Genomic DNA, 12,349 nt, shown 5'->3' on the forward strand with positions numbered 1-12,349 from the left:
CATAAGACAACACCTCCGGATGAACTGCCCGCGGCTGACGTTCCCCTCTCCCTGTTAATTTCACCATGGCGTCTTTACCGTAGGTTCCGTTCGGGTGAAGTTACCCATTAATTTTATCATTTCTTTCCCCCCTCCACCGGTCTGCTTTCATATAAAAATCGTATGATGCTGTCGCTATAAATTCCCGTTCACGGATGATAAAACATAATAAATATTATGATTAAGGATAGGAAACCGTGCGCAAATTATCGCATTTTATCAATCATGCTTTTACTGCGGAAACGTCCTCTGACTATTTTGAGTTAATCAGCCCGGTCAGCGGCGAGGTCTATGCACTGTCACCTCAGGCCGGTCAGGCAGAGGTGGACGCTGCGTATGATGCTGCGCATGCGGCTTTCCGGATCTGGAAAAAGACGACCCCGTCACAACGCCAGCGGGCATTGCTGCAGCTTGCAGACGCGATAGAAGACAATGCCGATAAGATTATCACTGTGCAGAGCCAGGAAACCGGTCAACTCCGACACTTCATCCGGCAGGAAGAGATTATTGCTTCCTGCGATACTCTCCGCTTCTTTGCCGGTGCAGCCCGCTGTATGGAGGGTAAAAATTCCGGCGAATATTTACCGGACATGAACTCGGTGATCCGCCGCGAGCCGCTGGGCGTGGTCGGCCAGGTCACGCCCTGGAACTATCCGTTTATGATGGCAGTCTGGAAAATAGCCCCTGCGCTGGCAGCCGGAAATACGGTGGTACTGAAACCCAGTGATACCACACCACAGAGCACTCTGCTGCTGGCCGAACTCGCCGCACCGTTCTTCCCGGCCGGGACCATTAATGTCTTACTGGGCAAAGCGGCCACCGGCTCGCGGGTGATTTCATCTCCGCGGGCGGCGCTGGTGTCTATTACCGGCTCGGTACGGGCTGGCCAACAGGTCGCTGCCTCCGCCGCAGAGAACCTGACACGGACACACCTGGAGCTGGGCGGAAAAGCCCCGGTGATCGTCTTCGAAGATACGGATATTCCACAGGCTGTTGAAAAAATCTGTGCTGCCGGCTTTTTCAATGCCGGTCAGGATTGTACTGCGGCCACACGGCTGATTGTCCAGCAGACGATTTATCCCCGCTTCCTGGAGGCGATGAAAGCGCAGATAGGACAGTTACGCTATGGGGCACCGGAAGATACCTCGGCCTTTTATGGCGCGCTGAACAGCAGCAGACAACGTGATCAGGTTCGTGGTTTTATCGAACGCCTGCCCGCCCATGCCCGTATTGAAACCGGTGGGCAGGCCGGTGAGGGACCGGGTTTCTATTTTGAACCCACATTAATTTCCGGACTCTGCCAGCAGGATGAAGTCATTCAGCAGGAAATTTTCGGTCCGGTGATGACCATTCAGTCATTTACTACCGCAGAAGAAGCCACCGAAATGGCGAATGAGGTGGAATTCGGGCTGGCGGCCAGCGTGTGGACGCAGGATCTCCGGCTGGCGCACAGGATCAGTCATGAACTGGAGTTTGGCACCGTCTGGATCAATAACCATATCCCGCTTTGTGCCGAAATGCCGCATGGCGGCTTTAAAAAGTCAGGTTACGGCAAGGACTTATCGGCCTACTCCCTGGAAGAATATACCCGTATCAAACACATTATGACCGACATTTCGTGACCCTGGCTGGCCCGCGGATAACGAGGGCCAGACCGGCAGAAACAACGGGCTTCACCGCCGGCAAAGGACCGGCGACCTTCATCCGGTAGCCTCCCACCGGACGGGCACGCACGCAGGCAACAGGGGCGGGATCCTTCCCGTCACTGCTCACAGCATAACGGTCAGAACTGATAAGAAAGCCTGACCGACGCGCTGCGCGGGGCACCACTCTTTACAGTACAAATCCGTAGTGAGAACCATCCGGCAATTCAACATCCAGGCGCAGTTTTCCCCCGGTGGCTTCGATATAACGTTTAAGCGTGGACAGTTTCAGATCGCGTCCCGGTTTTTCCATACCGGCAACAGTCGGTTGTTTGATGCCCAGCGCCTTCGCCATTTCGACCTGCGTTTTCTGTACTTTCTCACGCAGTTCGGCAAGGTGAATATTCAGCAGGATGTCCGTTGCCATTGCCTGAGCTTCGGCCACGACTTCAGGTTTTTCATCCGCAATAAGCTGCTCCAGCGTTCTGCCCATCGCGTTACTCCTTCTCTCTCATTGTGTTCAACCAGATGGTGAATTCCCGATCTGCGACCGGGAGCATCTCATCGTAAAAACGTTTTTCATTGCCAACTTTATTTCCGGCACAAAGTACGATGCCGGCACGGGCCGGATCAAAAGCGAAAAATGCCCGTATGGGCTCCCCCCGGCTCTGAATGCGTAACTCTTTCATGTTGCTATAGCGAGAGCCTCTGAGCGTATCGGCATAAGGTCGGGACAAACCCGGCCCCTTTTCCCTCAGCACCAACAGGGCTGCAAGCACGCAAGCCCGGTCGGTATCATTGAGCGAGGAATACCAGTGATCAAACCTATCCGTTGTTTTAATCGTCCACACAATCCCTCCTGCGTAATATAGCCAATGACCTATATAGGTGTAAAGCTATAATGACAATAATAAAGTGATAGAAAGAGGGATTCATGTATCGTTATGGCAAGGCTGGGGGAGGTCTTTGGGTATCTCTGTGAATATCCTGCACGGTATTCAGTATTTTGAGATCTGTACCGAAAAATCAGTTCAGGAATTGATGTCATTTGGTAAATAGTCTTCACTGCCACGTAATCTGCGAATGGCAAAGGTATTCCCGGTAACGGCAAAACCCGCCGGGTTGCAGGCTGCCTGTAAAGCAAAGAGTCCCCCTGAGGAGAATTTGTTGCCCGGAGAACATCATGCGAATGTGAGTGGCGGTGAAAAAACTGTTTTAAGCAATAGCCCTACCGAAAACCCGCTGACTGATTTCGTCACGACCCGGAACGTCAGAACGGTATTTGATATACCTCTTTAGCCTGGTCAGGCGGTACAGCAGACAGAGTGACTGTACCTTCTGATCTCTGATTTATGCGGGCATGGATGTCTGAAAGAGGCCGTTTTCCCCGAATCAGAATCCTTTATTTTTAATGTTCCATCTTTTTCCTGAATTATGTTCTCAGACACCCGATACCCGTGATGGTTACAGGTCAGTCAAACCTGTGCAAATTTGCCTGATTCATACAGCCTGATGCTTTATCTTTTATGATATTTACTGCTGTCTCTCATGCGTGCTGAATCTTCCGCTTATCAATTGCCAGAGGTTCTGTGGGTAGAAACCTGTGGATTTTAACCACTGCTGACGGCTCTGAACCCCGTAAGGTATCGGGTAGCCGTCAGCTCAATCACCGCGATTTCCGATAGATTGAACACATGTCAACCCATGCCATTGTCCCTCCGGCCCGGATCTTTTTTCACCGGTCAGAACTGATAAGAAAGGCTGACCGACGCGATCCGCGGGGCACCATACACATAATTGTTCAGGTAACTGTAATAGGTCCGGTTAAACAGGTTGTTGATATTTGCCTGTACCGAGACCTGATGTGTTAACTGATAGCGGGCAAACAGACTCGCCAGCGGATAACTGCTCTGATACACCCGTACGGTCTCACCGTCCGCACCGGTCACATCGTCAAAGATGCGGTTTTGCCAGTTAACGCCTCCGCCGAGGGTTAAATCAGGTAACGCCGGCACCTGGTAGCGGGCAAAGAGTTTCAGGGACGTCTGTGGTTGCTCCGGGTTAAAACGCCCTTCAGCATCGCGTGCCACATAACGGGTCGCGCCAAACGTCATTTCCAGATTATCCGTGACCGCACCGTTAAGCTCAAACTCAACCCCTTTGCTGACGGCGCCTTTAACCGCGGTGTAAGCCTGTTCGGTGCTGTTATTGACGTAGACCCCGTTCTCTTCCTGACCGACATTGTTCTGTTCTATGCGGAATACCGCGAAGGTCGCCGTCAGCCGGCCATTCAGCCAGTCAGATTTCAGACCCGTTTCATAACTTTTGCCGGTCACCGGAGCCAGTGTCTGACCGGACCCCGTCCGGTAAGTCTGTGGCAGGAAGATGGAGGTATAACTGGCGTAAGCCGACAGCGCATCGTTGATGTCATAGACCAGGCCGGCATACGGGGTAATATTATTTTTCGCCATATTCCCGCTGGTTCCGTCGGTGCTCCACTGGGTATAACGCGCACCCGCGATCAGTGTCAACGGGTCAGCCAGTGAGAATCGTGCCGCCGTATAGGCCGATTTCTGCCGGACAATATCATTAGCATTCACATACCAGCTTTGCCATTCAGGCTCGCCAATATTCCCGCTCCAGTGATTATCAAACACCCCCATATCGGCAGCTGAGATATCATAGTTATCCGCATCCGTAATGCCGTCCTGACTGTAAGTGGCATTATGCTGACGGCTATAGCTGATCCCTGCCATTAACTGATGCTCACGCCCCAGCAGACTGAACGGTCCACTGGCATAGGTATCGACCGAGTCCAGGGAACGGTGTCCGCGATCCTTACTACCAAAACCGGTCGCACCTTCCCCTGTATCCTCATCCGGGTAGGTCATCACATCCAGCAGTTTGTCATTAAAGGTACTGATCGCATGTGTGCCGTTGATACGGTATATCCAGCCGTTATCAAAATGATGCACCAGATTGGCTAACAGCTTGTGCGAGTTGGTGTTATAACGCGTCCAGTCAGCGGCAGAGTTGAGACTGCGGCGATAATGCGTTAAGTCACCGTTGCTGTAGAAATCCGGCAAGCCCCCCCAGGTCGGGTTACCGGTTTCGGTATCATTATAATCATAGCCCAGCGAGAGCGTTGTCCGTTCACTGAGGTCAGCCTCTGCCACGCCGTAAAAGAACTTACTGGTTTTATGATAGCGGTCGAGCCAGCTGTCCTGATCCTGATAGCCCGTCACCACCCTGCCACGCAGTGAGCCGGACGCATTCAGAGGCCCGGAAAGATCCGCCACATAACGCTGATTATTCCGGGTGCCATAACTGGCGGTCAGATTTCCGGTGAAGGTTTTGCTGTCGGCTTGTTTACGGACCATATTGACCGAGGCGGCGGGATTTCCGGCTCCGGTCATCAGGCCCGTGGCCCCCCGTACTACCTCGATTCTGTCGTAAATCGCCGTGTCTGAAGCGGCATCACCAAAGTTCCAGTCATCATTCACCGAGGTGGGGATATCATCGAAGGTAAAACTGCTGATTTTAAAGCCTCGCGAGTAATAATCTGAACGTTCACTGTCCACCAGATCCGCCGAAACACCGGTGGTGTTGGCCAGAACCTGGCCGATGGATTGCAGATCCTGATCCTTCATTCTTGCCTGAGTGATCACGCTGAGTGACTGGGGGACATCCCGCGGTGTCATCAGCATCTTTGTGCCGGCACGGGTGGTCTGTACCGTATAATCAGTTTTCTTCGCACTACCGGCGGCCGCGGGATTTCCGGTGACCACCAGGTCGGACGTATTGCCTTCCGTGGCCGGTGTGGCAGGGCTTTCTGCAGCCTGCACAGTCAGTGATGTAAGGCAACACTGAACAGCAATGGCCAGTAATGAGACACGAAACGTACGACGGTGAAGCGGCAGAATGCTGTCTCCTGCCACTGTATGATGATTGCAAGACATGTTATCCCCTGACAAAGATGAATGACGGACGTTGTTATAATGCTGACCCGGTGGCAGAAGCCCCTCATCTGCCACCGGACAAAGAATGATAAGGATAATGATAATTATTTCTTTTCAGGAAATATTAAAAAGTTGTATTTCTAAATATAACAATTTGTGTGCGAGTAATAAAAACCGCAGGCATTTTTATCTATCCTTTTGATCAAGAAGCATTCTTTAAACTTAGGCCCGGTAAAACGCTGAGCCGGTAGTGATTATTCCTCACTCCTGTTTCCCGCCGTCTCCAGAAGCAGAGTAAGATTTACTTCCCAATAGTTAATGCGTATGCTTCTCATTCTTTTTACTAATTCGATAATAAAAGTCAGCGCTAAGCGCTGCCTATCCCCCTTCCGGAGCTAAGAATGAGACCATTATTCAGCGCGCGTAACGCTGCACTGGCTGTTGCTATTGCCACGACCTTCGGCCTGACTGCCTGCCAGGCCCCCGCCGGTAAAGTACAAGCACCGGCCGTGAGCGCCACGGAAAAAGCGCCGGTCGATCAGTCACTGACTCAGCGTGAATTAGGCGACGGGCTGTATGAAATGGCCTATTCGCAGGACGCGGGTGTTCTGTATGTCGCCAGTGCGCAAAGCTTTAAAAATGTGAACGGTGGCGTGCTGTACCGCCTTGATCCCCGCACGCTGAACGTGATCGGCGAAACTCACACCGATCTGAAAAACTTCGGCATGGCGACCGATGCGCAAGGCAAGGTGTTTTACACCACAAATACGCTGGATGGCGGAGTCTCAAAAGTCGATGCACAGACCGGTAAGGTGCTGCAGCGCCTGATGTTCGGGGGTAAAGATAAAGACGGTGATGCCGTGGGCGCACGTGAAATCTTATGGCACGGCAATGAGTTATACGTAGGGGCGGTAGCCGATCCGGGCTTTATCTCCGTCGTGGATACCGGGACCTTCCGCCTGAAGACCCGAATCAAAAATGCCGGTAAATGGGTCACCGGGATCATTTATTCACCGCTGACGGACAAAATCTATGCCGCCAATGGTGGCGGTGAAATCCTGGTCATTAATCCTCACAGCCATAAAATCGAAAAACGCCTGACGGCGGGAGATGGCAAAGCGTATTTGTTCCTGAATATGGCTGAAGATCCTGCCACAGGACGCCTGTTTGTCACCGATGATTCAAAACAAAAAACGACTCTGGTCTTTGATGAACATACCGGTAAGGTGATTAAACGTCTGCCGGGAGATGCCCTGGGTATCAAATTCAATGCAAAACGCAACGAGGTCTATATCAGCCAGCGTGAATCGAAGAAAGTGCTGGTACTGGACGGCACCACGTATGCCGTAAAACATCACTGGTCGTTTAGCAGTCACCCGAACAGTCTGCTGGTTTCTCCGGACGGTAATACCCTGTATGTCACCGTGAAGCAGGACTTCAATAAAGATATGTCGACCAAAGGCCCTGACAGCGTTGTACGCATATCCCTGAACTGAGTCCGTCAGTCCACGGGAATGTAAGATAATCCGCCTTTCCGGCAGGCCGGCCTGGTCTGCCGTTATTATCCGATACCTCTGCACCTTAACAGGCTTTTCTGTCCCCGAAGAGAGGCCGGCATACCCTTTAAAATCATAAGGGTAATCGCCTGAAAAAACAGAAAAAATGTGACCTATAGCACCAATAGAGCGTGCCATCTGGAATATTTGGTCATCTTTGCTTATAAATCACTTAAGAAAAGAGTAATGACAACCCGGGGAAAAATACCCCTCCGGACTGAGGCAGTACGCCAGCCCGGCTAACAGAAGGTACGCTTTATGCCATTTTCAACCATTAATCCTTACACCGGTGAAACAGTCAAAACATTTGCGGACGCAACCGACAGCGACATCGCTGCCGCAATCACCCGCGCCGATGAAACCTTTAAACAATGGCGTGAACTCTCCATCACAGAACGCGTGCCCGTCTTACAGAAAGCCGCAGATATCCTGCGAGAGAAGAAAACGACATTCGCCAAAATCATCACTTTGGAAATGGGTAAAATTCTTGCTGAAGCTGAAGCCGAAGTGGAATTATCTGCTGCTATTTTCGAATATTACGTTAAAAATGCCGGCAAGCTGTTGGCGGATGAGCCGCTGCCGGTCGCTGACCCGGCGGAAGGTAAAGCCGTACTGGTTCACCAGCCTCTGGGGGTGATCCTGGCCATCGAACCCTGGAACTTCCCGTTCTATCAGATTGCCCGAATTCTGGCGCCACAGCTGGCCGCCGGTAATACATTGCTGCTGAAACATGCCTCCAACGTACCTCAGTGTGCCGAAGCCTTTCAGCAACTGATGCTGGATGCCGGGTTGCCTGCCGGCGGATTCACCAATCTGTTCCTGCCCCACAATAAAATTGAGGATGTGCTGAAGGATCCGCGCGTGCACGGCGTGGCCCTGACCGGGTCAGAAAAGGCCGGGGCCAGCGTGGCGCAGACAGCGGCAAAATATCTGAAAAAATCCACCCTGGAGCTGGGCGGTACGGATGCCTTTGTGGTACTGGCCGATGCGGAACTGGATAAGACCGTCAAATGGGCAGTGTTCGGACGTCACTGGAATGCCGGTCAGGTGTGTGTGTCATCCAAACGGATGATCATCAACGAAAAAATTTATGACACCTTCCTGGAAAAATACACAGCCGGTGTCGCTGCACTGAAAGCCGGTGACCCGATGGACAGCAGCACGCAACTGGCCCCTCTTTCATCGCAGCGGGCTGCGGATGGCGTGCGGAAACAGATTGAAAATGCCGTGAAACACGGCGCGACCGCCACTGAAGTCGGTGAGAAAGTACCGCAGCAAGGCGCTTTTGTTCAGCCGACAATACTGACCAACGTGACACCGGATAACCCCGCCTGGTATGAAGAGTTCTTTGGCCCGGTATCAATGATTATTAAAGCTAAAGACGACGAAGATGCTGTGCGTATTGCCAACGACTCGCACTTCGGACTGGGAGGCTCAATATTTACGGCCGATACCCGCTACGGATATGCACTGGCTAAAAAAATCACTACCGGAATGGTCTTTATCAACCACCCGACCATGGTTAAAGCCGATCTGCCGTTCGGCGGCGTGAAACGCTCAGGGTATGGCCGTGAATTACTCGGCCTGGGACTAAAAGAGTTTGTTAACCATAAACTGATCGATGTGGTGGATATTGATGCACCGTTCTGACCGGCGGGTACGCTGACAGGTAAACTTCCGACTCCCGGCCAGACCGGGAGTTTTCATATTTAGCGGCATATTTTTTCTCCGAACTGTTTCTTTTTTCGCAGGTTTGTCTCTTTTATCGTCAAACAGAGACCCCGGACGAAAAACATCTTTGACAACCCTGCACTGCCTCGTTATTATTCGCCCCGTCTTCACGACGATTCCTCTGTAGTTCAGTCGGTAGAACGGCGGACTGTTAATCCGTATGTCACTGGTTCGAGTCCAGTCAGAGGAGCCATATTTAAGAAACCCGCTTAAGGAAACTTAAGCGGGTTTTTTGCTTTTTATCCGTTGGTTATCCCTTTCTTCAGGTTCACCCTCGTTCAGTAAAAACGGTAATCCTCCCGAAAAACCGGTGTGTTCATAAGTAGAATTCTCTACTAACCTGAATTCAGAGGGATCTCTATGAAGCGATCACGTTTTACTGACAGCCAGATCATCGCCATTCTTAAGCAAGCGGAAGCGGGTACTCCGGTACCTAAATTATGTCGCATGCATGGCAAGAGTAATGCCAGTTTCCATAAATGCCATAGGAATGAAGAACTCAAGCAGCATAGTGGGTTATCTGTGCTTCTTATAAGGGACAGATAAAAGGCCAACTAATTTTTTATGGTTTCGTGCTTAGCTTTTGAAACCTGATTTACCATTTTTCTGACGCCATTGTTGAATCTTTTCTGCTATGGCTTCCGGTGTAGTCTGATCCCCCGGCTCAGAATAATAAATTAAATCTGATCCTGCTGGATGCTCTGCCAGTTTAATGAAACGCTCTGAAAGCTCATCCTGATGAGCTTCTGAACCCTCATCACTAATGATTTCTGCAATCAATGCAATGAACTCGCCTCTTGAGTAATCGCTTAAAGTATTCAAACTATATACCTCTATGAATATCAATATGCCGCCGGGGTGTTGTAACTACCATAGTTGTCAACGTTATAGACCTCACCACCCTGGCCTAACTCTTAAAGCCCGATTTACCATTCGCCTGACGCCATTCTTTAACTTCCTGAACAATACCTTCAGGGCTATCATCTTTCCCATCCTCCGGGTAGAAGATAAGGTCGGAGCCTGATGGATGTTCAGCAAGTCGCCTAAACTCCCTGACCCGGCGATTATCGTCCTCTTCTGTAAGGCCTTCAGCATTAAAAATTTTACGAACTAAATCTAAAAACTCGCTTTCTGTATAATCAGATAATAATTTTTTATCGCCCATATTATTTATTCTGCCTCGTTGAGTGAATACCGATATGCCGCTTAAGTGAAAACTACCAACGAAGATCTGAAGTTGGGAGGAAAGTCACGGCTTCGGCTTTATCTTGCATGTCGTAACGAATTTGCATTGTTATTGGGATATGAAAATCCTCAATAGCAAACCTATCAACCCATCCCATAGTTATTTTCATTACGGTTTTCGGGGGAACAGAATTATCTGGTTCACCAAAAGTATCATGTACCCATTGACGAGTCATATGCTTTTGCAAAGGCGATGGAATCTCATTCGGAAAAACCCAATTTTTCATCGGTTCATGCTGAAGTCTTAGCGTAATGCTTTTGAGAATACTACCTGTACGTTTGAATGACAAAAAAATACCTTCTCTTGCCATTTCCAAACCTAAATTAGGGGATCCGGGAGCACCTGTCGGTTTTGTTCTATATGGAAGAATCCCAGCCTCAAGTAGGTTTTCATAAGTTTCCCCCAGGCCGCGAATTAAATTCTCTACATTTACTGTCATTTGTACAACCCCAGTTCATCATTAATTTTATGAATTTTAGCTCTCGCTTCTTCTAGCTGTATATCTGTCGCACCATGCTTTTTTAATGCTGGTGTTTCAATATCAAAATCTTTATCTGCTGCTGTTCGGAGGTCATAAGAATCCTGTTCCTTTTGTGTCTGATTACGTCCCCCATAAGTCGCACTGATTTTTCGATGAACTTCCACTGGAACTATAACAGCAGCAACTTTACCTGATAATACTTTAATTTGATCCGAATCTAACTCGGGATATTCTCTCTCCAGATACAGTTCCACAGCCGCTTTTGATGGAATATGATCCGCATGATATTCCCCTTGTCGTGAACGGTTATTGAAATTATCGTAAGGTTCCACCTCCAAAAACTCAACAGGTGGCTTGCTCAGATAAATATAAATCGGTGGAATATACGGCAATGGCAGAATAAGAATATAATCCGCAAAGCTTTTCTCTTCCGGTGCCGGGGTGGTTGTAGCATCAATACGGGTATCTTCCGGCAATGGATCAATCACTACCGGATTTGGTATCCTTACCGGATTCCGGTTGCCTGTATTTGAAGGAACATTGACACCTGAACTGTCCGGCGTCCATATGATGGTGATACGCGGATCTTCCTCTGTGGTGAACGTATAGGCTTTTCGGCAGCTGTCCCACTCCATTCTGCGCACTCGCACCCTGTCCTTACCGGGTGGCGTATGCCAGCCATGAGGAACCGGATTACCTTTATCATCCGGCTCCCATGTATAACGCACACGGCTTGGTGCTTCACGCATCTGCTCCAGACGCATACGGTCAATGAAATCCTGCTCACCGTCATTGAGCCTTCCGGGCATCATTCCCATCACGACTGCGGCGATGGGCGCACCGGGGCCACTGGCAGCAATCCTTCCAAGTCCTGTAGCCATCTCACCCGGTTTTACCGCCCATGTCCCTGACGTAATGGCACTGCCACCAATGAGGCCAAAGATGCTGGCACCTTTAACCGCGGTCTGAGCATTAGCCGCACTCGTCGCTGCAGCGGTTGCCCGCTGGTATTCGACTTCCTCATGATTACCAAACCACCATTGATACAGAGCGCCTCGCTTCTTCGGCTTTGGAATCAGACTTCACCACCTTAGCCTAATTCTTAAAGCCCGATTTCCCATTCACCTGACGCCACTCTTTGACTTCTTTGACCACCCCTTCGGGACTATCTTCGCGGCCTTCTCGTGGATAATAAATCAGGTCGGAACCTTCCGGGTGCTCACATAGACATTCAAATTCCAAAAGATTATTTACATCTTCTTCTTCGCTTTCTCCTTCAGCATTGTAAACCCTACTAACCAGTGCTAAAAATTCCTGCTCGGTATAATCAGAAATAGATTTTTTATTATTCAAATAGCCCCCTTATTTATTAGAATGAATATCAATATGCCGCCCGGGTGTTGTAACTCCCATGTTATCAACATTATAGACTTCGCCGCCTTGGCCTAACTCTTAAAGCCCGATTTACCATTCACCTGACGCCATTCTTTGACTTCCTGAACAACGCCTTCGGGGCTATCTTCACGATTTTCACTCGGATAGTAAATAAGATCCGAGCCATCAGGATGTTCAGTCAATCGTTTAAACTCAAGGATATTTTTTATATCTTCTGCTTCTGTAGTGTTACTGACATCAAATAAATTACGAACAAAATCCAAAAATTCTTGCTCAGTATAATCACTAATTTTTTTCAT

At 49.7% G+C, this 12,349-nt stretch carries 12 protein-coding genes, 1 tRNA gene and 2 pseudogenes; 5 read left to right on the top strand and 10 right to left on the bottom strand.

Annotated features, from left to right (window positions below):
- Positions 1-236 precede the first annotated feature (236 nt).
- Positions 237-1,661 carry a gamma-aminobutyraldehyde dehydrogenase gene (locus CG67_RS02150; protein WP_025901339.1) on the top strand — a complete coding sequence of 475 codons (1,425 nt, stop codon included), beginning with the start codon at positions 237-239 and terminating at the stop codon, positions 1,659-1,661.
- Between the two features lie 211 nt (positions 1,662-1,872).
- On the opposite strand, the gene CG67_RS02160 is transcribed toward CG67_RS02150, so the two are convergent.
- The 3 genes from CG67_RS02160 to fhuE form a co-directional block, all read right to left on the bottom strand.
- Positions 1,873-2,175: a helix-turn-helix domain-containing protein gene (locus CG67_RS02160; protein WP_025901341.1), complete on the bottom strand. Its 303-nt coding sequence runs from the start codon at positions 2,173-2,175 to the stop codon at positions 1,873-1,875.
- Between the two features lie 4 nt (positions 2,176-2,179).
- Positions 2,180-2,533, bottom strand: coding sequence for a type II toxin-antitoxin system RelE/ParE family toxin (locus CG67_RS02165; RefSeq protein WP_025901342.1), 354 nt, complete (start codon positions 2,531-2,533; stop codon positions 2,180-2,182).
- Positions 2,534-3,424: 891 nt separating this feature from the next.
- Entirely contained in the window at positions 3,425-5,641 is a 2,217-nt protein-coding gene (gene fhuE, locus CG67_RS02170; protein ID WP_025901343.1) for a ferric-rhodotorulic acid/ferric-coprogen receptor FhuE, read from the bottom strand.
- 401 nt (positions 5,642-6,042) lie between these two features.
- On the opposite strand from fhuE, the gene CG67_RS02175 reads away from it, so the two are divergent.
- The 4 genes and pseudogenes from CG67_RS02175 to CG67_RS17800 form a co-directional block, all read left to right on the top strand.
- On the top strand, positions 6,043-7,137 hold the full coding sequence (locus tag CG67_RS02175) for a YncE family protein (protein ID WP_025901344.1): 1,095 nt from the start codon (positions 6,043-6,045) through the stop codon (positions 7,135-7,137).
- A 318-nt stretch (positions 7,138-7,455) separates the two neighbouring features.
- Entirely contained in the window at positions 7,456-8,847 is a 1,392-nt protein-coding gene (locus CG67_RS02180) for an NAD-dependent succinate-semialdehyde dehydrogenase (protein ID WP_025901345.1), read from the top strand.
- A gap of 198 nt (positions 8,848-9,045) precedes the next feature.
- Positions 9,046-9,121, top strand: a tRNA-Asn gene (locus CG67_RS02185).
- Between the two features lie 167 nt (positions 9,122-9,288).
- Positions 9,289-9,408, top strand: a pseudogene (locus CG67_RS17800) (transposase); the annotation flags it as partial.
- Positions 9,409-9,504: 96 nt separating this feature from the next.
- Here the strand turns inward: CG67_RS17800 and CG67_RS02190 are convergent.
- The 7 genes and pseudogenes from CG67_RS02190 to CG67_RS02215 form a co-directional block, all read right to left on the bottom strand.
- The gene (locus tag CG67_RS02190) at positions 9,505-9,750 is read right to left on the bottom strand and encodes a bacteriocin immunity protein (RefSeq protein WP_025901346.1); all 246 of its coding nucleotides are present in this window, start codon (positions 9,748-9,750) and stop codon (positions 9,505-9,507) included.
- An 85-nt stretch (positions 9,751-9,835) separates the two neighbouring features.
- Entirely contained in the window at positions 9,836-10,093 is a 258-nt protein-coding gene (locus CG67_RS02195) for a bacteriocin immunity protein (protein WP_025901347.1), read from the bottom strand.
- A 52-nt stretch (positions 10,094-10,145) separates the two neighbouring features.
- A complete protein-coding gene (locus CG67_RS02200; protein WP_025901348.1) occupies positions 10,146-10,613 on the bottom strand; it encodes a DUF6392 family protein in 468 nt (155 codons plus the stop codon).
- Positions 10,610-11,536, bottom strand: a complete 927-nt coding sequence (locus CG67_RS02205; RefSeq protein WP_025901349.1) for an S-type pyocin domain-containing protein — start codon at positions 11,534-11,536, stop codon at positions 10,610-10,612. The genes CG67_RS02200 and CG67_RS02205 overlap by 4 nt, the downstream gene beginning before the upstream one ends.
- A 214-nt stretch (positions 11,537-11,750) precedes the next feature.
- Positions 11,751-12,008 (bottom strand): bacteriocin immunity protein, encoded by a 258-nt coding sequence (locus CG67_RS02210; RefSeq protein ID WP_025901350.1) that lies wholly within the window; start codon positions 12,006-12,008, stop codon positions 11,751-11,753.
- A gap of 9 nt (positions 12,009-12,017) precedes the next feature.
- A pseudogene (locus CG67_RS18710) lies at positions 12,018-12,092 on the bottom strand (HNH endonuclease); the annotation flags it as partial.
- 8 nt (positions 12,093-12,100) lie between these two features.
- Positions 12,101-12,349 carry a bacteriocin immunity protein gene (locus CG67_RS02215; RefSeq protein ID WP_025901351.1) on the bottom strand — a complete coding sequence of 83 codons (249 nt, stop codon included), beginning with the start codon at positions 12,347-12,349 and terminating at the stop codon, positions 12,101-12,103.

Source organism: Tatumella sp. UCD-D_suzukii (assembly GCF_000611875.2).
Lineage (GTDB): Bacteria > Pseudomonadota > Gammaproteobacteria > Enterobacterales > Enterobacteriaceae > Tatumella > Tatumella ptyseos.

Coding starts and splice junctions, on each gene's coding strand:
- CG67_RS02215 (WP_025901351.1), bottom strand. CDS start 12,349: ATGAAAAAAATTAGTGATTATACTGAGCAAGAATTTTTGGATTTTGTT.
- CG67_RS02175 (WP_025901344.1), top strand. CDS start 6,043: ATGAGACCATTATTCAGCGCGCGTAACGCTGCACTGGCTGTTGCTATT.
- CG67_RS02200 (WP_025901348.1), bottom strand. CDS start 10,613: ATGACAGTAAATGTAGAGAATTTAATTCGCGGCCTGGGGGAAACTTAT.
- fhuE (WP_025901343.1), bottom strand. CDS start 5,641: ATGTCTTGCAATCATCATACAGTGGCAGGAGACAGCATTCTGCCGCTT.
- CG67_RS02205 (WP_025901349.1), bottom strand. CDS start 11,536: ATGGCTACAGGACTTGGAAGGATTGCTGCCAGTGGCCCCGGTGCGCCC.
- CG67_RS02160 (WP_025901341.1), bottom strand. CDS start 2,175: ATGGGCAGAACGCTGGAGCAGCTTATTGCGGATGAAAAACCTGAAGTC.
- CG67_RS02180 (WP_025901345.1), top strand. CDS start 7,456: ATGCCATTTTCAACCATTAATCCTTACACCGGTGAAACAGTCAAAACA.
- CG67_RS02195 (WP_025901347.1), bottom strand. CDS start 10,093: ATGGGCGATAAAAAATTATTATCTGATTATACAGAAAGCGAGTTTTTA.